Here is a 22,301-nt window from a genome sequence, read left to right as displayed (position 1 = left end):
AAATGCAAACAGATGTTTTCTTATCCTTGTCCATTTTAATTCAAGATATCCCGTTTCGTAAAGACAAGGAATGACACAATGAGTGAAGCAATGCCCCAAACACTAAGCACAATAAGGGAAAAACCTAAATTCATACCCTCGATTGGAGGTAACCCGCCAGACAAATAATCTGGAAGTTCGAGGTTAACCATGAACAAATACTTCGCTGTCTGCCAAGATGCTGCCATACTGGTCAAGATCGTTCCTGCAATCAGAGCTGCCATCATAATGACGATACTTGCCGCGGTACTGCGCACAAGCACAGACACCATGAATGCAAGCATAGCCACGATTACACTCACAAACCAGATCAGTCCAGCCTGCATAAGCATATAGAGCCACTGGTCTACAGCATGCACTGCCGACATATCGACATCTGTTCCCACAACTTTGAATCCTGTGAAGATTGGCATGTTGAAGCCTTTATAACCAAAGACTGCACCCGATATGACATAACATATAATATAGGCTGATACCACTATGATCGAAACAAACATAATCAGCGTAATTAATTTACTCAGAAGCACTTTCCAGCGTCTAACCGGACGCGTTAAAAGCATTTTAATCGTACCTGTCGTACGTTCACCAGAAACAAGATCTGAAGCAATAGCCATGATTAACAGTGGAATAAACAATCCAACTGCGTTGTTCATGAACTCCCGCGTAAAGGTAACACCACCCGGTTCTTTGGGATTGATGTCATTTTCAAGATAATACTGCATCTGTTGGATATATACTGTTCTATATTTTTTGTACTCTTCAGGTACCCGATCGCTACCGAGCGAATTTTGATTGTCTGTGATGGCCTGTTGCAGTTCAAGACGCCAATCGCCGCCAAACTTGTCGCGATTATTCTCCGCAGATTTCATCTGGGCATACGTAAACATCGGTACGAGGACCGCAAGTACAATAAATATAATATAAAGCCGTTTTTTCTTCACCATCTTAATCGTTTCATTGCGGATCAGCGGCATGATATTACTCAATGGATTCACCTTCTGTCATTTTTAAGAATAGTTGTTCGAGCGTAGGCTGAATCCGCTGTACCCCTTCAACCTGAACGCCAGCTTGAACCATCTGTTGGACCAGATCAGGAATTCGATCTTCATGCATTTCGGCAACCACAGCGTTGGGACCAAGACCCGCAACAATGGTATCATCCATCACATCCGCAGGTCGACCTACCAGAGCAATACCTGCATCCAGCAACATCTTTTTGCCTTGCTCCAGTGGTGAAACATGCCATATCGCCAATTTGGAATGATCTTCAATCAGTTCGCTGACGCCTCCAACGGCAAGCACACGCCCAGCACTGATAATCGCTACTCTGTCACAGAGAAGTTGAATCTCACTTAACAAGTGACTGCTGACAAATACAGCCATACCTTCACTGGCAAGTTGCTTAATAAAGACACGGAGTTCCTTAATACCTTTTGGATCAAGGCCATTTGTCGGTTCATCCAGAATGAGCAGACGCGGTCGCCCAAGCAACGCTTGTGCAATACCGAGCCGCTGACGCATACCCAATGAGTATGTTCTGACTTTATCGTGAATGCGCTGATCCAGACGCACAATATCCACAACTTCCTGAATGCGCTCGTTGTCCACACCTGGTTGCATGCGGGCAAAATGCTCCAGGTTCTCCCACCCTGTCAGATATGTATATACCTCCGGATTTTCAACAATGGAGCCTACATACTTCAAAGCACGCTCAGGGTCCCGATTCACATCATAACCACAGACTTTAATTTTTCCTTCTGTCGGTTTGATCAGATCCACCAGCATCCGTATCGTAGTTGTTTTGCCGGCACCGTTGGGACCGAGAAATCCGAAGATTTCACCAGGTTTTACGTCAAATGTAACGTCCTTAATGATCCATTTGCGTCCGATCCGCTTTTTCAGATGCTGTACAGACAGGACGGAATCATACTGCTGCTCTGCCATTTAATTTCCGCTCCCTTCTGCCGGTGTATCTGCCTGGAATTCCTGTGCAATCCGAACCGCAATTTGTTCATAACCTTGTCCGTTGGGATGGAAATGATCTGAAGAGAGATACTCCCCCAGATGATTTTCAAATAAATCGAATGTAGGGACCAGTGTCATCTTGTCCTCATTGTTCAAAATAGCCAGTGCGGCATCGTTCCATGCAGCAACCACTGCATTACCTGGCTTCTCCAGTTCCTTCACATCGCCAAACGGATTGTACAACCCTATGTACGCAATTTGTGCATCGGGATTAATTTCTTTAACTTTCTTCAAAATCTCTTGAAGGCGTTTCGAGGTTTCCGGCAAAGCTGCTGCCAATTGCTCTGCTGTTGGCGGGTCTTCCCCCTGTAGAACTTGTCCTCCCTGGAACAGATCATTCGCGCCGATCGAGAGCAAAATAAAATTGGACTGCTGCAGGACGTAACGCACACCTTGCTCATCCAGTTTTTCCAATAAAGCATCTGTTCTCAAACCGTTAACACCCAGATTATTAAGAACCTGAACGTCATATCCTTTATCTTTAAGCAGGTTGCCTGCACGTCTCACGAAGCCAAGTCCTTCATCATCCCCAGTACCTCTTGCCAGGGAATCGCCGATGACCGCCATTCGAATCTTGCCATCTTCCACGACAGCCGTTTCACCCTCGTTATTCTTAGGTGGTGAAGTAGTCTCCTGGCCTGTAGTTAACGTGGAATCTCCCTTGGGGAAAATCACGTCTTTTATGGCGTATCCAAATCCAAATAACAACAACAAAGTTGCCAAGATGGATACTGTACTGACAGTTCTCCAGATCCATGGTGCTGAATCAAAGCTTTTTTTCTTTTTCATCATCACATCTCCGCTCATATACACCAGTCCGGGTGCTTTATAATTTATAATGACTTTACATTCAGATGATGCTATTCCTAAATAACATAAATGTTCTGTCGTTAATTTGCAAACTTTGGCGCTGCATTCGCAGAATTCATTTTTTATATGTCATTTTACGGAAAAAAGGTTATGCCACACACAGATTTCAACTGTGTACTGGCATAACCTTGTAATAAACAAATTTTTAATTGCTTCATTGAATTAAGTGTTCAAAAAGTTCGGTTTTCAGTACCGAGAAGATGGGATAAAGCTAGAAATCGAGTAGCGGAACGTAGGGAAAACTACGTGAGCAACTAAAATGTTTCCGAAAGAAACATACTTCGTAAGCATAAGCTTATTCGGCTGAATCTCATCTTCGATGCTGATGATGCCATCAGGCATCCTTCGTAATCAAAAGCGGATTTTTTGAAGAACCTCTAAATCGATTACTTACCGATAAACTCTTGAGCCCAATATCCATTGTAGTAACCTACACCGATATGTGTAAAGTTTTTGCTCAGGATATTGGCACGGTGACCTTCACTATTCATCCAAGCTGTAACAACTTCCTGAGGTGTTTTTTGTCCTTTGGCAATGTTCTCTCCTGCATAGCTGTAAGTTACTCCGAATTGTTTCATCATATCAAACGGAGAACCATACGTAGGAGACTGGTGATCAAAATAGTTATTGTTACTCATATCTTTTACTTTGGCTACAGCTACTTTGTCCAGAAGTGCATCTGAGGTCAGAGCGTTCAGACCTGCTTTAGCACGCTCAGCGTTCACAAGTTTTACAACTTGAGTAGCAAAGTCGGATTGTGTGCTTTCGCTACCATTATTACTTGTATTGTTACCTGTATTACCTGTGTTACCTGTGTTACCTGTGTTACCTGTGTTTGAAGGATCTTTTGCCGGTGTAGTTGCCGGTTTTTCTTCTTGAGCTGGTTGTGCTGGTTTAGTCGGTTGCTCAGGCTTAGTTGTAGGCTCAGCAGGTTTTGTTGTTGGTTGAGTTGGTTTTGTTGTCGGCTCAGCAGGTTTCGTCGTTTGATCAGGCTGCGTAGCAGGTTTCTCTACAATTTGCCCGTCGGATACGGTGAATCCGTTTTGTTTGAGCCATTTCTCAATATAAGCTTTCAAACTGTCTGTACTTGTAATTTTGTACGTTGTGATAGTCTTATATGTTGAATCTGCAGCAGACGCGGAAGCAGGAAGCATTACCCCTACGGCCAGTACGGCTGTCAGACTACTCGTTACGACAGTTTTCATCCATTTCTTTTTCAAATTCATTCATCTCCTCAAGATTAGTTATTACAACTTTGTAATTAATACTCTAGCAGTATACCAATTCAACAGGAGATTGTGAACCTATAAAATATGGAAAAGTAACTTTTTTGTCATTTTTTAGAATGTTACAGATTTGTCTGAGGGCTTATCCTGTAAGGCTCTACCCCCGTTGACAATACCATTAAAAAAAAGACATTCGGACTAAAAATGCTAGTCGAATGTCGCTTCACCATCTATTTATCATTCACCACACCAGAATGTGCAGATCAGGATATCAATGAGAATTTCCATGCAATAGAAGAAACTTTATTTATACTATAGAAGAACTTTACTGAACCGATAGCCTCTCTTCTGAAAACCAATGTGCTCATAAAAAGAGTACGTTGTTGAAGTCACTTCACGGTTTGCACCCGTGACAAACAGTTGTTTACCACCTTGCTGTCTGCCCCAATCTTCGGCACGAGCCATCAGACGACGGCCAATCCCACCACCACGATGTTCTTGACCTACAATCAGGGAAGTAATTTGTGCGGCAGGTTCTGGATAGGCATGACTTTGCACACATTGCAAGCCAATCACACCAATAATTTGTTCATCCACTTCGGCAACAAGCATGCATGCGTTTGGATTGGTTTCCAAACATTCAATACGTTCTTTCATGACATTGGTTGTTGTCGGATAGCTGACCTCTCGCATCAGTCCCGTTACCGCTTCAGCATCTCGTAGCTCACACTCTCGGATCATCAGTACAGGGGCCTCAACATTATTGGACATGATTTACCTCCACTTTCAGCATATTAGCGGCTTGCACCGCTGTTTTACGAGCTTCTTCCACATCTTGGCCAACACTTAAGGCTACAGCCATTCGGCGTCCTACTTTGGTCTCAGGTTTGCCAAATACACGAATCTGAGTACGAGGAAGAGCCAGTGCTTCTTCAATCCCGCCTACAGTAAAGTCAGATGTTTCATCATTAGCCTTCAGCGTTGCTGAAGCTCCCGGTGTCAACAGATGTACACCTGTGACCGGAAAACCAAGAATTGCACGTACATGCAGCGCAAACTCGGAACTGTCTTGCGTCACCATTGTAACCATACCTGTGTCATGCGGACGAGGAGATACCTCGCTGAACACAACACCATCCGATGTGAGGAATAATTCCACTCCAAACAGTCCATACCCGCCAAGTTCATCCGTGACGGATTTGGCAATATGACAAGCCTGCTGCCATTGCTCTGCAGTCATTGCATGGGGCTGCCAGGATTCGACATAATCCCCATCCTTCTGAATATGGCCAATCGGAGGACAAAATACGGTGCCTGATACAGACCTAACGGTGAGTAATGTAATCTCACTGTCAAATTGCACAAAGCTCTCCACGATAACACGAACGGATTTGCCACGAGCCCCCGAAAGAGCAATGTTCCAGCAATCCTCCACGTCGCCCGGTGTTCGGCATACACTCTGCCCTTTGCCAGAAGAACTCATCAATGGTTTAATGACACAAGGTGTGCCAAGCTCACGTACGGCTTCCTGAAGTTGTTCCAGGTTGTCCGCAAAAAGGTAATCAGCTGTCGGAAGTTTCAATTGTTCGGCTGCAAGCCGACGGATGCCTTCGCGATCCATCGTTAGACGTGCAGCTCGGGCAGTAGGTACTACACAAAATCCCTCTTCCTCAAGCTCCAGTAAAGCTTCTGTTGCAATAGCTTCAATCTCAGGTACGATGTAATGAGGTTTTTCTTTACGGATCAATTGTTTCAAAGCTTCGGCATCCAGCATGTCGATGCAGTAAGACCGGTGCGCGACCTGCATTGCAGGTGCGTTCTCATAACGATCAACAGCGATCGTCTCTACTCCCAGTCGTTGGGCCTCAATAACGACCTCTTTTCCCAATTCTCCACTGCCTAGTAGCAGCATTTTTTTGGCTTGAGCCGTAAAAGGAGCACCCCACATGTTCTTTCCAATCCTCCCAAAGAGAAATCTTCTATATCTGTCTCTCTATTTTCGGGGTTTTGGTTAAAGATTGCAAGAGTGCTCCCTATTTTTCTTGTGAATTTTACAAGATTTTTTGTGTTTTTTCGATCAAATTTTACAATTATCGCTTACAGATTCGTCAACCTTTCCATTCCTCCCAAAATTAAGGAAATGTTGAAACAGCAGATTTTAATATTCCAGTGAACATGAATAAGCAAACCAACCCCAAGTTTAGAACCTTGGGATTTGCTTGTTTTTTTCTCTGAAAATTTCATTATGGGAGGAGACGTACGCCATCATGGGAGCATCTGGAGTCAAGTATTTTTTCGCACTATTTACAGCTAAAACCGCATCGTTGAAGGCTCCGGCAATAAGTCTGACTTTGCTATCGTGAGTTGCACAATCCCCTGCAGCAAAAATACCCGGGAGGTTCGTATGCGCATGTTGGCTCATTAGAACCATTCCATCATCCATAGTCAGTCCGCAACTGGCAAGGTTACTCAAATTGCTTTTATACCCATGACTAACTACGACTTCATCCACATCTAACAATACATTGTCCTGACTCTCCATATGCGTAATTACAACCTGATGGATACGTTCACCATGATTATGAAGCCGTGTGATGCTATATGGTGTTCTGACATCCGTTACATTGTTCATCTCGCTAACATTGCGTTCCATTGCACGAAACTCATTTTTTCGGTGGACGACCACTACGCTCCGTGCAAATTGAGCAAGTTCAATTGCCCAATCTACTGCACTGTTGCCTCCTCCTGAAATGAGCACACGCTTCCCGGAAAAATGTTCTGGATTTTGCACGGTGTAATGAAGATTCTCATGTTCATATTGAATCGGCTCCTGAAGCTCCAATTTCTGAATTTCTGCGATACCGCGGCCTACTGCGACAATGATTGTACGCGTATAGTGTATGTCGCCTTCAGCAGTATACAGAGCCAAAATCTCGTTGTCCAGTCGAGCGAACCGATCTACTTTGCAATTCAATTCAACCGTTGGATTAAAGGTATTCGCCTGCTGAACCAGATACTCAATCAACTTTGAACACTTCATTGGTGGCAGGCCACCCACATCCCAAATAGTTTTTTCGGAATAGGTATGCAGAAAACCACCAAGTTGGTCTTTGCCATCAATGATCTTAACTCTCATATCACGCATCCCGGCATAAAAGGCCGCATATAATCCTGCCGGTCCGCCTCCGACGATGGTCAAGTCATAGATATCTTCCTTATTCATTTTGGACACATCCTGTTATTTAGTAGTGAATTTAGAGATATGTGTAACATGAACCGTTTGCCTTATTTATTTTTCTCTTCAAAAACAGCTACAATGTCATCAATAACATACTCGTCAGCCAGTGGAGACATCCCCAGATTGAGCCATTCTTTACCACCAACCATGTACACATGATCATTTTTGACTGCTTTCAGATTTTTCCATAGTGAAGTTGCCAACATCTCTTCAAATTTCTTCTTAATTTCAGGATTCTTATCGTCATCCAGTTGAACGATCAAGTGATCTGCATCGTATTCAGGCAACACTTCCATGGATACGGACATGGCAACTTGATCTTTCGGGAAATTCGGGAGCGGATTCATACCCAGACGCTTGTGCACGAAGTTTCCACGGTCAAGGTTCTCCCCGTGAAGGACGATTTCTTTTTCCATGACTCGAATATAGAGAACTGTTTCTTCTCCGATCATCTCGTTTAATTTGTCGGCTGCAACTTTTTCCTTCGCTACCAAATCTTCAATAACCTTTTCTGCCTGTTCTTCTTTGTCCAGAATTTTGGCAATATCACGCAATTCGTCCCGCCAATCATCACGTTGTGGAAGAAGTACAGTCGGTGCAATCAGAGAAAGCTGATCATAATCCTTTTCGGACCACCAGTCAGGAGCTATAATCAAATCAGGCATTGTCTCCATAACCGCTTCAAAATTCGGCGTTCGTGCGATGCCCATTTTCATGGTATTCGCGAATGGCTCTTCCAAATAAGAAGGATGATCCTCGTGATAGTTCTGCACAGCAACAGGTACGATGTCAAGTGCATACAAAAACTCAGGATATACAAGGGACAGACCCACTACTCTTTGTGGTTCAACCGGGATTTCAATTTCTCCCATCTTGGTAGTCACTTTTTTTACCTGACTTGTTTCTGTTGTGGATGTATTGGCAGAACCAGTCTTCTGACCTTCGCTCGTAGCCTCATCTTGCCCCGCTGCACCGCAAGCCGAAATAATGAGCACCAACATCATGGTGCATAGTACCGTTAACCATCTGAATCTCATTCTTTATGTACCCCCTATATGGCATTTAGTTATGACAACGTCTAATTAATAATAATTATCATTATCATTTGATATAGGAGTAAGTATATTAAAATATGTTCAGGTATGATATTGACTATTCAGACTTTTTGCTATGGACGATCTTGCCATAACTTTAATATTTCATCCAACATAAGCTCATGGGTAAATGCAGTGTAGTCCAGCAGGACGCTCGACAACAGGATATCCATTCTGCCATTCTGTACCGCTAACAACTCAAGCCATTCTTCAGACTTACGCACAGCAGACCATGTCTGCCTGGATGTCTCATCATCACCCACAATCAGTAATATTCTTTCCACGTTGAGAACAGATAGCTCCTTAATGGTCACTGTGCCCCGTTCCCAATAAGTCTCAACCCCTTCGGGACCCTCCATTTGCATATCAACGTAAAAAACGGAAGCAATGCTCCTTGGGCCTAACATCTGCAACGCTTCACCATGAACTTTGAGTACAACCAGCCTGTCTTTTCGTATGAAATCTGTAAGCTGATTCTTAATGATCTTTGCCTTCTCTTCATATCTTTGAAGCCACACCTCTGCAATATCCGACCTGTCCAAAAAGCTTGCAACATATCTCAAATGTTCTCTCCAATCACCTTTTTCCCAAGGGAAGTCACACACAGGAGCAATGGATTGAAGCTGACTTTTCAGAGACTCAGACTCTGTCCCAATCGTAATAATATAATCAGGTTTAACTAATCGAAGCTGTTCCAGCCAAGTGGTCTCACTCTCTGCGAGTGGCATAACTTTGTCCGTTTCATATTTACGTCTATAATAGTATGTCCATGGATGACTTGCTGGCGCTGCACAGGGAATGATCTGCAATGCAAGCAGTATACCAATGCTTACAGAATGAATTGCAGCAATTTTTTGTTTGCTATTACGTATAAACGCTGCTGGTGGAATGCCAGAGATTTGCTTGAATTTACGCCGGAAATACGTCTCATCCTGATAACCCACGTACGATGCCACATCCTTGAGTCGATAACTGTGATCATTTCTCATTAAGATCTGGGCTTGTTTAATTCGATATAGCGTTAAATAGTCCACTGGACTATAACCATACCTTTTCTTGAATAAACGCATGAAATGTCGAGAGCTCATTCGTGCCACATTTGCTAATTTCTCGATGGTTAATCTCTTCGCGTAATTCTGCTCCATATAGGCCTTAACATGTTCAATCGGTGAAGTCAGATCCGTCTTTTCTGCATAGGCTCCGTCGTAAAACATGGTATACAGCAGTTCCTGAAAACGGATCTGACCATAGTACCGTTGCAAGCCATCCTTCTTCAATGTATGGTGGTAAATCATCTGACAGATCACGCCAACAGCAACGGGTGAAGATGAGGTGACCTCACCATTCACTTCATTACGCAAAAGTTGTTTCATCATATCCAGGGCTCTTTCACCCTCCTGCTCCAGTGCGTACATGACATCAAAACTCATGTGATACACGCCTCGTTCATCCAACGAATGCACATTTGCCTCAACCAGCTGCCCCGGGAAGCCTACATACAGTCCGCCCGCCTTTAATTCAATGAAACTGCCATCTATCTTTAACCACCCTTGCCCACTGGCTACAAATAATAACATGTATGTTTCAATGAAGTGTTTCCTCAGAAGCCACTCCGTCGCAGGATCACTCGTATAATTCACGTAAAGGAGCCTAAAATTCATATGATCCAGGTGATCCAAATGCTTTGAATTTATTTCGTTGTTGTCCATCTGCGTTGATCTCCCTCCAGCCATGAACGATTGTATTGATTTCATTCTTCAAAAATATAACATACCACACTAACGAATAAAAAAAACACTCCGGCTATCCTCTAACCTGTCTTCAATGAATAAGATGCACTTATTATTGAAGGATCAGGCTATAGAACGCCAGAGTGTTATAAGTTCATATGTGTTCAGACGCTTCACAGGCGTCCGAAGGTTTCATCACAAAAATCTGTATTGAGCTTCTATTAATCCATTATACACGCCTTGTTTTTGGATAAGCTGCTCATGGTTGCCCTCTTCTTTAATTTCACCATGATCCAGGACGATAATGTTATCTGCATTCCGGATCGTTGAGAGACGGTGAGCGACCATAAAGGACGTTCTTCCCTGCAACAGCACCTTCAACGCTTCCTGGATTTTAAGCTCTGTCTCCGTATCAATACTGGCTGTAGCTTCATCCAGAATCAATATGCGTGGATCAGCAAGCAGCGCACGGGCAAAGGATAACAATTGTCGCTGTCCCATGGATAATACGTTCCCGCGCTCCTCTACTTCGGTATCATATCCGCCAGGCAGCTTCATGATGAACTCATGTGCATTGACTGCTTTGGCTGCATCCTCCACCTCTTCATTCGTTGCATCCAGTCGCCCAAATCGAATATTGTCACGAATCGTACCCGAGAAGATGAAGGTATCCTGTAATACAATGCTGATCTGGCTGCGTAAACTCTCTACCGTTACATCCCGCACATCCTGTCCGTCAATGGTGAGACGTCCGCCGGATATATCATAGAAACGACTGATCAGATTGATGATCGTACTTTTACCTGAGCCCGTATGACCAACAAGTGCAATCGATTGTCCCGCTGCCGCCGAGAAGCTGATTCCTTTCAGCGCCTGTCTGCCCTTCTCGTATTCGAACACAACATTTTCGAATGCGATATCTCCTTTAATAGAAGGAAGCGGCTTGGCACCTGGTTTATCCGCAATACTTGGTTTTTCATCCATGAATTCGAAGATACGCTCCGATGATGCCATTGCAACCAGCAACTGATTGTACATCTGTCCCAGACGGTTGATTGGGTCCCAGAAGTTACCGACATAGTTGGCAAAGGCAACAAGTAATCCCACGGTCAACTGATCCTGTTGAATCAGATAGGCACCGAACCAGAAGAGAATCAATGTACCAAAACCGCCTGTAATCTCAATCAGCGGTCCGAAGCCCTGGTTCATCGCTGATGCTCTATCCCATGACTTTTTGCTGGACAGATTCATGTTGTCAAAATACTTCATGTTCTCTTTTTCCTGTGTGTAAGCCTGAGTCACTCGAATCCCTTGAATGGATTCATTCAAGTGGGAGTTAATACGAGAGTTCTTCATGCGCACATCCTGCCAAGCACGGCGGATCAGCACCCGCAGTTTGGTCGAGATAATAAACATGATTGGCACCGTAATGATCACGGCAAGACCCAGTTTCCAGTTAATCAACAGCAAGATCACAATGATCCCGAGCAGCTGTACGCAGTCGATCATGACGTTAACTGCACCATTGGTGAAAAGATCCTGAAGGGAGTTAATATCATTCGTAACACGCACCAGTACCGAACCTGCCGGTCTTTTGTCAAAAAAGTTAAAGGACAGCTTCTGGATATGCTTGAACAGATCCGAGCGTAGATCATAAATAACGCGCTGTCCGATAATGTTCGTCAGTTTGATCCGGTACGTGTTGGCAGCCCATTGAACGAGATACAAGAATAATATAGAGCCAGCAATCCAATAAAGCATAGTCATACTTGGTAACCCTGTGGCCGGTGCGATGGCCCGGTCAATCGCCAGACTGATCAGAAAAGGTACGGATAATTTCGTAATGGTACCCAGAATCATCATTAGAATCACGAGTGGCAACAGTTGTTTCGCATAAGGTTTCATGTATGCAAATAAACGTCCAAATTCTTTCCAGTTAAACGGTTTTTCAATAATTTCATCATCCTGATACACAAAGCGTTCATTCAGTTTCTTCTCAGAGGCCACTTTTGCCTCGCGCCTGTCTGCTATCGTTTCGGCACTCATGAATTCACCTGCTCCCCAGCCTCCCGCTTACCGCGGGCAATATAATCTGCATATTGAATTTTATAAACATCCTGATATGGTCCAGGCACTTCAATGAGTTCGGTATGTTTGCCACGTTGTACCACGCGGCCTTCATCGAGCACCAGAATCTCATCTGCATGTCGTAGTGAAGATATACGGTGTGCAATAATAAATGTCGTTCTGCCGCGCATAACTTCCTGGAAACCGGACTGAATCTCGTGTTCTGTCTCCATGTCCACGGCGCTGGTTGCATCATCAAGTACCAGAATTTTTGGATTTTTCAGCAAAGCCCTTGCAATCGCAATCCGCTGTTTCTGTCCACCCGATAATCCCATGCCGCGCTCACCAACCACTGTGTCATATCCGTCCGGGAACTCCATAATGAAGTCATGAGCCTTGGCCAGCTTGGCTGCACGGATAATCTCATCCGTGGTGACATTCTTAAGTCCGTAGGAAATATTATTGCGAATGCTGGATGAGAACAGGAATGTTTCCTGGAAAACAGAAGCGATCTGACTCCGCAAACTGCGGATGCCTATGTCTTTAATGTTTTTGCCATCCAGCTTAATCGTTCCCGAGTTCACGTTATAGGCACGCATCAGAAGCTGAATGATGGTCGATTTACCTGACCCTGTTCCCCCGAGGAAACCGATTACAGAACCGGGTGTAGCATCAAAGTTAATATCGGTTACTGCTGGCATTTTGTTGCCGTAGGCAAAGGTAACGGATTCAAATGTCACATGGCCGTTCACTTGGTCTGCCTCCACAATGACTGGATCTTGCGTTTCTTCCACATCCACTGGCGTATTCAGCAGTTCGAGCACCCGTTCACCTGAAGCTTTGGATTGCGTATAGTTGTTGATATGGAACCCAAGGTTCCACATTGGACCGATTATGTACCAGATCAAACTGAAAAAGGCAACGAGTTCACCGAGTGTCAGCGTCTTCTGTATAACCATTCTTCCACCGATCACCAGCAACAGAACGATACTCACCGAAGCAAGAATCTCCATGATCGGAAAATAGCGACTCCACAATGTTGCAGCATGAATCTGATTTGTCTTGTAACGCTCATTTCGTATGGAGAATTTCTCCACTTCATATGGCTCACGTGCAAAGGATTTTACCGTACGTACGCCAGTGATATTCTCCTGTACCGCTGTTGTCAGTGAACTAAGCGCCAGCCGCATCTCCTGAAACGCAGGGTGAATTTTGGATTCGAATCTCAGCGCAACGAAGGCAAGTAATGGGATGCATATGAGTGTGAACAGCGTCAGCTGCCAACTCATGGTCATCATCATGATTGCGCCAAATACGACCATGAAAACCATGTTAAGAATCTGGGCGAAACCAAATCCGATAAAGTTACGGATGGCTTCCAAATCTCCCGTGAGGCGAGACATCAGATCACCAGTCTTGGCCGTATCATAATAACGGAAGGATAAAAATTGAAGCTTTTCGTAACATGCATTACGAAGTCTGTACGCCAGGAAGTTACCCAAGCGTCCTCCATAAAAGCCGTGTAAAAACTGCATTCCCGCTTTCAAAATAACTACACCTAACACAGTCAAGGCAATTATGGGAACGTCTTCAAAAGTTCGCGGAACAATGATGTCATCAATCAGTATCCTCAGCATGTACGGATACACTAACCCAAGTGCGGTCGCTAAGGCGAGGAACAAGATTGAACCAAATAAATATGTTCGCTTTTCCCAAAAAAAGGTTTGCAGTTGCCTAAGAACATCCATGTTTCTCCTCCTCTTATGTCGTTCAAAAATACTATGAACATTTATGAAGTTTATCACCGTACCCCATTCGCGGCAAAGCGAATAACAGACCATATTCTGCCTGCTTTCAGCTTATTGACGCATTAACGAAGGTAAATACCCACCTTTCAATCAAATGTTTGAATATTCTCTTTATTTCAGGTTGTTCGTACCAAAAAAAGGCTCCCTATATACCTTTTCGGCAGGGGCCTTTTTGGGTTGATTTTCGCAACATTTTCAATGTGTTGCTGTATCATTCATTTTGTTTTACAAAGACTTCCAGAGAATACGTGTTATGCCGTGAGTTTAACTGCGTTCAATCTGTTCCAGTTGGTTAGACAAGCTGGTCCATTGCTCCGCCGGAATTCCGCTCTCCAGTGTATCTTGAATTCCACTTACCGCCTCGTCCAGACGTTCTTCCAACTGACGGGATTGGTGTTGCAAGGATTGACAGAGCTGGTTGTCATAAAACTGAATCAGTTTGTCTTGCGCAGCAGGAAGAACTTCAATGATCATCTGTTTGAGGACAGGATCAAGTGCCTCTTGTAACCGCTGACGTCCATCCCCTTCGAAGAACTGTTTCGGATTGCGGAAATAATTCAAATAGCTTTTCCATCCAGACGGTTCTTCCAGACGAACTTCTTCAAGCACAGGTGTACTCCAGCGTTCGTTCAGTGGCAGTGACACATCCACGCCTCCAGATAACTGTCTCACCTCGTCTATACAATCCGTAACTTGCTTCATCAGCCAGGTCTGACCTGCCTGTTCAAGTCTGAGGGTGGTAGCAAGCAGTTCCTGCTCCAGTTCAATGGCAATCATACGTAACAGTTCACGTCCACAGGCTGCAAAAGCCATCTTCAGATTGCCTCGATCCTCCCGAAGTACGGATGGATGGAATGCTTCTGCCATGAATAGACCAAGACGATAGGCAAGTCGCTGCCGCACATGGAAGAGCAATTCTGCTGTTTCCTGTGACAATTCTTCCTTCATGGATCTTGCTGCAAGTTGCTGTATGCGCTGGCGTGACTGTCCCTGGATCGTCTCCAATTCATCCCGCCGCTGCTGCAATACTTCCTCGCCCTGAGCCGCATCTTCCGCACGCTTCTTCAGCCGCTGAATGACACGTGCCATCTCTTCGGAAGCTCCACCTACAGCAAGATCGGCTAATTCTCTGCCTGCAAATTGGTTGAACTCTTCCTCAAAACGGATAAAACCGGATTGCTCAAGCAGCTTCGAATCACCTGCCATCTTGCCTTCCATCGCCAGTATGCTGGATACCGGGAAGAGTCGTGGTGCCCGAATTCCATTACTGCGCAGTTGGGTACTCACATGATCGAGAACCTGCTCCAGTTCTTCCTCAGAGGAAGACAAGTCACTGGCATTCACGACAAAGAACATCTGATCCATGGCAGAACTATCTTTAACACGTCCCAACTGATTCAGGAACTGTCGATCTCCTTGGGAGAAAGCATGGTTGTAATACGTTACAAAAATGAGTGCATCCGCATTCTTCATATAATTGAAGGTTACACCCGTATGACGCGCATTCACGGAGTCCGCTCCTGGTGTGTCTACCAATACAATGCCTTGTTCAGTCACATCGCAACTGTAATAGAGATCGATACTGTCTACAAAACAGGACTTCTTCTCGTTTGCGACAAAGTTACGATAACCGTCCAGATCCACCAGCACATCCTGACCTAACTGGTCCGCTGTTTCTTCCCAGCCAGCTGCTGCCGCCTGTAAAAAGCTGTAATGCGGACGTCCCGCCGGATGTACATCCTGTGGTGAGAGGGAGCGTACTCGCTTCTGCCACTCCGCTCCAGGCTCACCCAGTCCAAGCAAACGGAAGGAATAGCCCAGGTCTTCCTGGAAGGCGTCCCGGGTCTTCATGCGGACCCGGGCTGTTCCATGCTCCGCGCCCCCGGCAGGAGCCATGATCCGGTTAATCGCCGCAGTTGTTGGATGCGGCGAGACGGGTAGTACAGCTTCGCCCAGCAACGCGTTGGCGAAGGAGGATTTGCCGGCGCTGAATGCTCCGAACAGCGCCAGAGTGAACGTGCCGCCCGCAAGCGAAGCCGCGCGTGCACGCAGATCCCGTACCGCCGACCCCATGGCGGGGTACGGCTCTACCAGCGCAGCAGCGGCTTCGAGCCGTGCCGCTGCTGCGTCCAGGCGTCGGCGGCGTTCAGCACCAGCCGCCGCCGATGGCCCAGGCACCGCCGCTGCGACTGCGCGCTGCGCCGGCGGTGCCTCTGGCGTCTGTGGCTGCGCAGCCACAGACATTGACGTGCCCGCATGCGAACCGGGAGCTTCGCCCGGTTCAGGCACCGCGGGCACGTGCGGGCCCTTCACCTCCGGCAATAGCCCGGAGGGGAGGGGGCCCGCATGGGGCAGCAGGCTGCGCAGCCCTGCTGCCTCTGCGGCGGCGCTGCGCTGGAGCGCCGTGTAGCGCGCCGCCGCAGCGGATTGCGCCAGCAGCGCTGCGCGGCTGGCGTCCAGCGCCTGGAGCGCGGCTTCGCCTCGCGCGCCCAGCGCTTCCAGCATGCGGTCGGCCAGCATCATGGCCGACCTGCGATAGCGGGCCTCAATCTCGCCCCGCACATCTTTACTGAATTGAATCACATACTCTGGAGATACCTCTGCACTGGCACTGCGTTTCATATCCAATAGTGCTTCATCTACAGCAGGCAGCTCTGTATTAAGTGCCTGCTCCCACTCCGCTCCCCATAGCTGATGGGATTCACCCAGCTGCCTAAGCATCGTACGAATATGTACCTCAACTTGTCCGGAAGCCTGATCCTGTAACAGTCTTACCAGTTCAGAAGCACGCCGTTGTTTCTCCTGCTCGGTTTTGCCACCTGAGAACAATAAACCTACTCTGAAACCTGGTTTGCGGCTCTCCAAATAGGCGGCAGCAGACGCACGAATATCCGCAGGAGTAAGATTTGCATTTGCCAGAAGAGGCTCCAGCTCTGCCCGGAATTTCTCGCGCACTCGCGAAGGTCCGGTACGAATGTCTGCTGCTTGTTGATCGAGAAGCTCCAGCTCTCGTTCCAAACGTTCAATTCCTTCCTTGCCACCGATCTCATCTAGCAGGGAATTCTCTTCATCCTCGCGTTTCTCCGCTTCTCTCGTCAGGTGTTGCTCCGTTACATGACTAGCCGAACTTGCCAAACTGTGCGTAATTAACGCTTCCTTCTCTTGCATCATGTGTCCAATGAGATCCGGAAGCACATCCCACTGGTTGTAGCGATGCTGCTTGTCGCGTAGGGAAGTAAACAACAGTCCGTCATATCTGACTTCCCAGGCCGCAAATATAGCTTCGACACCTTCGGTATATTCGTCAAAAGAGAGCTCACGCTCCCGATGCTTGTCGATCTGGTTCACGATCAAAAACAACGGTTTGCCCCAATCCGACAGACTCTTGGCAAATGAAAGATTTGTCTCGGACTGGACATGGTTATAGTCCATGACATAGAACACCACATCCGCCAGATGAAGCGCGGAATGGGTCGCGAGACTGTGGCCCCGATCTGTTGAATCCACACCTGGTGTATCCAGCAGAACAGCATCATCTTTCAGCAGAGGAATATCATCCCATACCTCAATCGAGCTGTAAGCTCCACCATTTTTGCAATACGCCTCCAATTCCTCTGGAGAAACTTCAAGTGTTCCTGTTCCATTGTCAGCGCTTACGTTTGGAGTAGTATAAATAAGCGCTCTTGGCTTACCATTACGTATGGATACCACATTTGCACTTGTTGGAACGGGACTTGAAGGCAGCACCCGCTTACCGCATAAACTGTTGATGAGACTCGATTTGCCTGCAGAGAAATGACCACAGAACGCAATCGTCAGATGTTTCATTTCCGCCTTGCTGATTAAATCCGTTATAGCCTGTACAGCCGTATGGTCCCCTGTCTGCTCCATCGCTTCACGCAGCGGAAGCAGAGGTTTGGCCATTTCTTTTGGGTAATCTGTTCTGGACATGACTGGCCTTCCCCCTGGCTCCTCTAATTTGACATCCGTTTCGACGTCTAGCTCTTTTACAACATTTATTTTAACATTATCAAGTTTGAATTTGAACGGTTGGAATTGAATATACATAAATGAACGTATAAGTTCTATAATCTAAAAAAAATAAAACCGAACAAGTCGGTTTTATCTGTAATACGTTTTATACTCGGTATCTAGCAAATGCTTACGCCAAGTGTCTGTTGCATGAATGCGATGCGATCACCTTAACCTCAACGATCATCATGACATTAATACAACAGAACCAATAGTGTAATCACTTCTTATGAAACTGCGTTCTCCATGGAAGGCAGCAAGATTTCAAATACTTGTCCATGTTGCAGAATTGTAATGTCTCTACCTTTGTCTCTCATAACAACAACTTCTGGTTTAACGGACATACGCTCCAGATAATGTTCAGGCACGTCGCCAGAGTGGCTTACTGTGATGCCTTCTACTTCTTTTTCTTCATTTTCAGCCATTTCCTGTTCAACGATTTGTTCAAAGATATCGGAGAAGGCCTCAAAATTGTCAGTGTACACGGAAATGCATTTCATGATTATTCATCCTTTTCTGCTCATTAATTTATTTTTCGTTTTCGGGTGGTGACACGTTCCTTATCTTTCCTGATTTGGGACGTTTTCATACGTTTTTTCCCTTCCCTGCATATGTCCAGCAATGGACATATATGACACGCAGGGTTCTGTGCCTTGCAATGGTAGCGTCCAAAAAATATAAACCGGTGGTGAGTTAAAGTCCACTCGTCCCGGGGTACGCGCTTCATTAGTTTCTTTTCGACTTCAAGTACGGAGTCATCCCAACCTGCAAGCGCCAGCCGCTTGGATACACGTTCAACATGAGTATCTACCGCAATTGCCGGTACTCCAAACGCATTGGAAACAACTACATTCGCGGTTTTCCGCCCGACACCTGGTAGCGTCACAAGCTGATCATGTTCCTGCGGTACATCACCGCCATACTGCTCTATTAAAATTCGGCACATGTTCTGAATATGCTTGGCCTTGTTCCGGTACAAACCGATTCGCCGAATATCCTGTTCCAACTCTTCGAGAGGAACCGCCAGATAATCTGCTGGGCTTCTGTACTTCTGGAACAAATCTGCGGTTACCTTGTTAACCGTTTCATCGGTGCACTGGGCAGACAAAAGGACAGCTACCGTCAATTCAAATGCATTGCTGTGATTTAATTCGCAATGTGCATCAGGAAACATTGCTTCCATAGTTTCGAGTATATGTCTAACCGTCGCTGCATTCATGAAGAGCTACCTCCCACAAAATGACTCCACTCTACGGAGCCTTACTTCGAAGCTTCATCCGAGTACTTTGCGGGGACCTCAAAAAGCTTGCAAAAAAAACGTCTTGATGCGGGAAAGATCCCGTATCAAGACGGTCATTCTTTTGATCCTCGAAAAGAAACGATTACTGTTTTTGAATCTCCAGAATAACATTGTTCAGGAGATACAATACAATATTATCATTATCTCTGAGAGATTGCACGCTTAAAGTATTGTCACCCTGGTGAACAAATACACTTGATCCGAGTGCAAAACGATAGTTGGTGTCTGCTGTCGTTTCCCGTTTAACCAAAATCTGGTTACCAACGCCATCATAAGACCAGAATTGTTTGCTCATGACAGTTAGTACTCTGAAGCGTGTGGAATTATCCGTATCTTTTGTCATTTCCACTCGATCCCCGACCATAAGACTCGTCAGTGAAGTTAATGTGGAGCCAGATTTTACGACTTTAACCGAACCGCTAACAGGCACGGTTTCAGTCTGGCCGTTAAACTGCTTGAGCGTCACGGATGAAGCATCCACCGCTGTAACTTCAGCCAGCGTACGCTTCACGACTTGAACCGCTTTTGGCGTAGCCCCTTCAAACGTTACATTAATCAGGTTGCCTGCTGTCAGTTGTGAAGGTGTGATCGTCTGACCACTCTCTCCTGTCAGTACTGCTTGATCCACGTAGAACTGACTTGTCAACAGATCGGATTTTACTCGAATACGACTATTTGCTTCCAAGGCAACCACTTCGAATTGAGCCACAGTGTTCAGTGCAACCTTCTGCACTACATCCTGATTTGCTCCAAGCGTTACGGTCACTTTGTCACCAATCTTCAAATCTCCCAGACTTGCGCCCGATTTGTTATAGATCTCAACCGTAGGTAAGGTAGTGTAAGGCACTGTAATCGTCTGATTACCAGACAACAAACTGATTTTTCTGCCCAATGTGTCAATATTGCTGATCGTACCTTCGTACTTGTAAATCACTTTAACGGACAACGCACGTGTTCCCACATAGGTCAGATCCAATTTGCGACCATCATTTAAAATCGACTCCAGACCAGCGAGTGTAGGTTTGGTCGTATTGTAGTCCAGTTTGGTTTTTTCGTCCAATGTAAATACAAACGGTTTTTTGTTGTTGTCCAGTACGGTAAGTACCTTTGTTTTGCTGTTGTAAGATACAACCGTTACTCCGCTCATAGGTTCCATTTGACGTCCAATCACCTGAATACGTGTTACCTGATCGTCAGAGTTCAATGACAACTCCACCTGATCACCGTTCGTTGCATCTGTGATGAGATCATTTAGCGTCGCATCCTGAATACCATTAATAATAACTTCCGGCTTTTCAGTCAGCAGTTTCGCCTCAAGGGAACCCCCTTCACGTTTGAACGTTAACGTGGACTGGTTGCCACCGATCTCAACCAATGTTCCGCGCACAGATTGCTCCACACCTTGAGACAATGTGATAGTTTGCAAAACACTGTCCTTTACGGTGTATTTCACGGCACTGCCGGCTTTGAGATCAGCCACTGACATGATGCGGTTTTGATATGTGATAAGCAGATTGTCATTGTATGCAAACTGCTCTGTAGCACCCGCTGCATTGACAAGTTTGATCGTTTTTCCAGAAGTGGATACTTCAGCAATTACGCCATTGTCACTCTTGTTAACAATGCCGGATTTCACACGAATAGCGACTGTTTTTTTGTCAGCCGAGAACGTCTCACGCTGTACTTCAATGATGCTATCTGCCGTAATATCGGACAGCTTGATTGCATTACCATTCTGATCGATGAATGCAGTTGCCTCATCATAACTGTACGTTTCGTAATTCTCGCCCACAAAGATACCAATTTTATTACCAGACAATGAACGTGCAAATGTACCTTCAACACTTTCCACCTGCGGTGTAGCATCAACGACTTCCACATAGGAAGCCCCACCTGCCGAACCTACAACCATAACTTTCGTATATAGTTTCACATCTGTGGCGGAAGCACGAGTCTCACTGTCTTTCGTAAAGTAAGGCGTACTGCTGTTCACTGCGAAGTTAACGGCTTTGCCGTCCACAACCAGCGTGATCTGCCCATCTTTCAATCCTGTCACATAACCCGTTGATGTGTTCGGGTACGTTGTATCCGTTAACGATTCACCACGACTGAAGAAGGTAGCCAGTTGAGCACGGGTTACGGAACCGGTTGGATTGAATTTGTTGCCTTCCACACCTTTGGCCAGATCCAGGCTAACAGCCAGATTGACATAACCTTTACCGCTTTCGGAAATACTTGCATTATCAGCAAATCCGGTAGATTGATTATTTTGTGCCTTCGCTTCAGCTTCCTTGTCCAATGAACGGATTAACAATTTCGTAATCCATTCCCGTGAAGCCGGCTTTTGACCCCAGGAGGTCTTGGATACATCCACCGTTGATTCTTCCGTTTTGTCAATCAGTCCCAGTTGAAGTGCCAGCGCGACATATGGCTTGAAATAATTTCCCACTTCCATGTTTGTCGGTAATGCCGCAGCCGTGTCGGTTTTCAACTGGCCCTCTTGATTCATAAAACGGATTGCCATCGTTACAGCTTCTTGCTGTGTTACCGCGTCTCCTGGACGGAACAGGCCGTTGTTACCGAGAAGAATACCTTGATACGCCAGTTTGTACACATGTTTTTCAGCCCAGTATCCGACTTTGATGTCACTGAACAAACCAGTTGGTGCAGCCGTATTTGTTATTGCAGCAGTCTGACCCTGCCCCGTTTCTGTTGATTCTGCTGCCATGGCAGCTCCGCCGGCGCTAAGGGCCATCATGCCTGCAAGCACGGCTGATACTACTTTTTTAGAGTGTGATGTATGGTTATATTTAAAAGTCACCTATGATTCCCCTCTCTCATGTAAAACGACCCATATTCCGTGGATTCACGG

15 protein-coding genes are annotated in these 22,301 nt (G+C 45.8%); all 15 read right to left on the bottom strand.

Going from position 1 to position 22,301, the window contains the following annotated elements:
* Nucleotides 1–35: 35 nt before the first annotated feature.
* Nucleotides 36–1,025: an ABC transporter permease gene (locus tag J2Z28_RS25080; RefSeq protein ID WP_211084733.1), complete on the bottom strand. Its 990-nt coding sequence runs from the start codon at nt 1,023–1,025 to the stop codon at nt 36–38.
* Nucleotides 1,018–1,983 (bottom strand): ABC transporter ATP-binding protein, encoded by a 966-nt coding sequence (locus J2Z28_RS25075; RefSeq protein WP_211084732.1) that lies wholly within the window; start codon nt 1,981–1,983, stop codon nt 1,018–1,020. Before J2Z28_RS25075 ends, J2Z28_RS25080 begins: the two co-directional genes overlap by 8 nt.
* Nucleotides 1,984–2,853 (bottom strand): GDSL-type esterase/lipase family protein, encoded by an 870-nt coding sequence (locus J2Z28_RS25070; protein WP_211084731.1) that lies wholly within the window; start codon nt 2,851–2,853, stop codon nt 1,984–1,986.
* Nucleotides 2,854–3,320: 467 nt separating this feature from the next.
* Nucleotides 3,321–4,154: a CAP domain-containing protein gene (locus J2Z28_RS25065; protein WP_211084730.1), complete on the bottom strand. Its 834-nt coding sequence runs from the start codon at nt 4,152–4,154 to the stop codon at nt 3,321–3,323.
* Nucleotides 4,155–4,472: 318 nt separating this feature from the next.
* On the bottom strand, nt 4,473–4,931 hold the full coding sequence (locus J2Z28_RS25060; protein ID WP_017687788.1) for a GNAT family N-acetyltransferase: 459 nt from the start codon (nt 4,929–4,931) through the stop codon (nt 4,473–4,475).
* Nucleotides 4,921–6,108: a formate-dependent phosphoribosylglycinamide formyltransferase gene (gene purT, locus J2Z28_RS25055; protein ID WP_211084729.1), complete on the bottom strand. Its 1,188-nt coding sequence runs from the start codon at nt 6,106–6,108 to the stop codon at nt 4,921–4,923. The genes J2Z28_RS25060 and purT overlap by 11 nt, the downstream gene beginning before the upstream one ends.
* Nucleotides 6,109–6,360: 252 nt before the next feature.
* A complete protein-coding gene (locus tag J2Z28_RS25050; RefSeq protein WP_211084728.1) occupies nt 6,361–7,383 on the bottom strand; it encodes an NAD(P)/FAD-dependent oxidoreductase in 1,023 nt (340 codons plus the stop codon).
* Between the two features lie 62 nt (nt 7,384–7,445).
* Nucleotides 7,446–8,435: an ABC transporter substrate-binding protein gene (locus J2Z28_RS25045; RefSeq protein ID WP_211084727.1), complete on the bottom strand. Its 990-nt coding sequence runs from the start codon at nt 8,433–8,435 to the stop codon at nt 7,446–7,448.
* A gap of 131 nt (nt 8,436–8,566) precedes the next feature.
* Nucleotides 8,567–10,201 (bottom strand): AraC family transcriptional regulator, encoded by a 1,635-nt coding sequence (locus tag J2Z28_RS25040; RefSeq protein ID WP_211084726.1) that lies wholly within the window; start codon nt 10,199–10,201, stop codon nt 8,567–8,569.
* Nucleotides 10,202–10,417: 216 nt separating this feature from the next.
* On the bottom strand, nt 10,418–12,268 hold the full coding sequence (locus J2Z28_RS25035) for an ABC transporter ATP-binding protein (RefSeq protein WP_211084725.1): 1,851 nt from the start codon (nt 12,266–12,268) through the stop codon (nt 10,418–10,420).
* Entirely contained in the window at nt 12,265–14,037 is a 1,773-nt protein-coding gene (locus tag J2Z28_RS25030; protein ID WP_211084724.1) for an ABC transporter ATP-binding protein, read from the bottom strand. The genes J2Z28_RS25035 and J2Z28_RS25030 overlap by 4 nt, the downstream gene beginning before the upstream one ends.
* Nucleotides 14,038–14,361: 324 nt before the next feature.
* Entirely contained in the window at nt 14,362–18,048 is a 3,687-nt protein-coding gene (locus J2Z28_RS25025; RefSeq protein WP_211084723.1) for a dynamin family protein, read from the bottom strand.
* A gap of 308 nt (nt 18,049–18,356) precedes the next feature.
* A complete protein-coding gene (locus J2Z28_RS25020) occupies nt 18,357–18,629 on the bottom strand; it encodes a hypothetical protein (protein WP_017687779.1) in 273 nt (90 codons plus the stop codon).
* A gap of 23 nt (nt 18,630–18,652) precedes the next feature.
* Complete coding sequence (gene nth / locus J2Z28_RS25015; protein ID WP_036607558.1) at nt 18,653–19,348, bottom strand: endonuclease III; 696 nt, start codon at nt 19,346–19,348, stop codon at nt 18,653–18,655.
* A 163-nt stretch (nt 19,349–19,511) separates the two neighbouring features.
* Complete coding sequence (locus J2Z28_RS25010; RefSeq protein WP_211084722.1) at nt 19,512–22,250, bottom strand: S-layer homology domain-containing protein; 2,739 nt, start codon at nt 22,248–22,250, stop codon at nt 19,512–19,514.
* Nucleotides 22,251–22,301: the final 51 nt, after the last annotated feature.

It is taken from the genome of Paenibacillus xylanexedens, from assembly GCF_017874615.1.
Lineage (GTDB): Bacteria > Bacillota > Bacilli > Paenibacillales > Paenibacillaceae > Paenibacillus > Paenibacillus xylanexedens.
The sequence above is the reverse complement of the archived record's forward strand: the minus strand, read 5'-3'. Positions and strand labels throughout refer to the sequence as shown.

Coding starts and splice junctions, on each gene's coding strand:
- J2Z28_RS25045 (WP_211084727.1), bottom strand. CDS start 8,435: ATGAGATTCAGATGGTTAACGGTACTATGCACCATGATGTTGGTGCTC.
- J2Z28_RS25030 (WP_211084724.1), bottom strand. CDS start 14,037: ATGGATGTTCTTAGGCAACTGCAAACCTTTTTTTGGGAAAAGCGAACA.
- J2Z28_RS25035 (WP_211084725.1), bottom strand. CDS start 12,268: ATGAGTGCCGAAACGATAGCAGACAGGCGCGAGGCAAAAGTGGCCTCT.
- J2Z28_RS25050 (WP_211084728.1), bottom strand. CDS start 7,383: ATGAATAAGGAAGATATCTATGACTTGACCATCGTCGGAGGCGGACCG.
- nth (WP_036607558.1), bottom strand. CDS start 19,348: ATGAATGCAGCGACGGTTAGACATATACTCGAAACTATGGAAGCAATG.
- J2Z28_RS25020 (WP_017687779.1), bottom strand. CDS start 18,629: ATGAAATGCATTTCCGTGTACACTGACAATTTTGAGGCCTTCTCCGAT.
- J2Z28_RS25075 (WP_211084732.1), bottom strand. CDS start 1,983: ATGGCAGAGCAGCAGTATGATTCCGTCCTGTCTGTACAGCATCTGAAA.
- J2Z28_RS25040 (WP_211084726.1), bottom strand. CDS start 10,201: ATGGACAACAACGAAATAAATTCAAAGCATTTGGATCACCTGGATCAT.
- purT (WP_211084729.1), bottom strand. CDS start 6,108: ATGTGGGGTGCTCCTTTTACGGCTCAAGCCAAAAAAATGCTGCTACTA.
- J2Z28_RS25060 (WP_017687788.1), bottom strand. CDS start 4,931: ATGTCCAATAATGTTGAGGCCCCTGTACTGATGATCCGAGAGTGTGAG.
- J2Z28_RS25025 (WP_211084723.1), bottom strand. CDS start 18,048: ATGTCCAGAACAGATTACCCAAAAGAAATGGCCAAACCTCTGCTTCCG.
- J2Z28_RS25070 (WP_211084731.1), bottom strand. CDS start 2,853: ATGAAAAAGAAAAAAAGCTTTGATTCAGCACCATGGATCTGGAGAACT.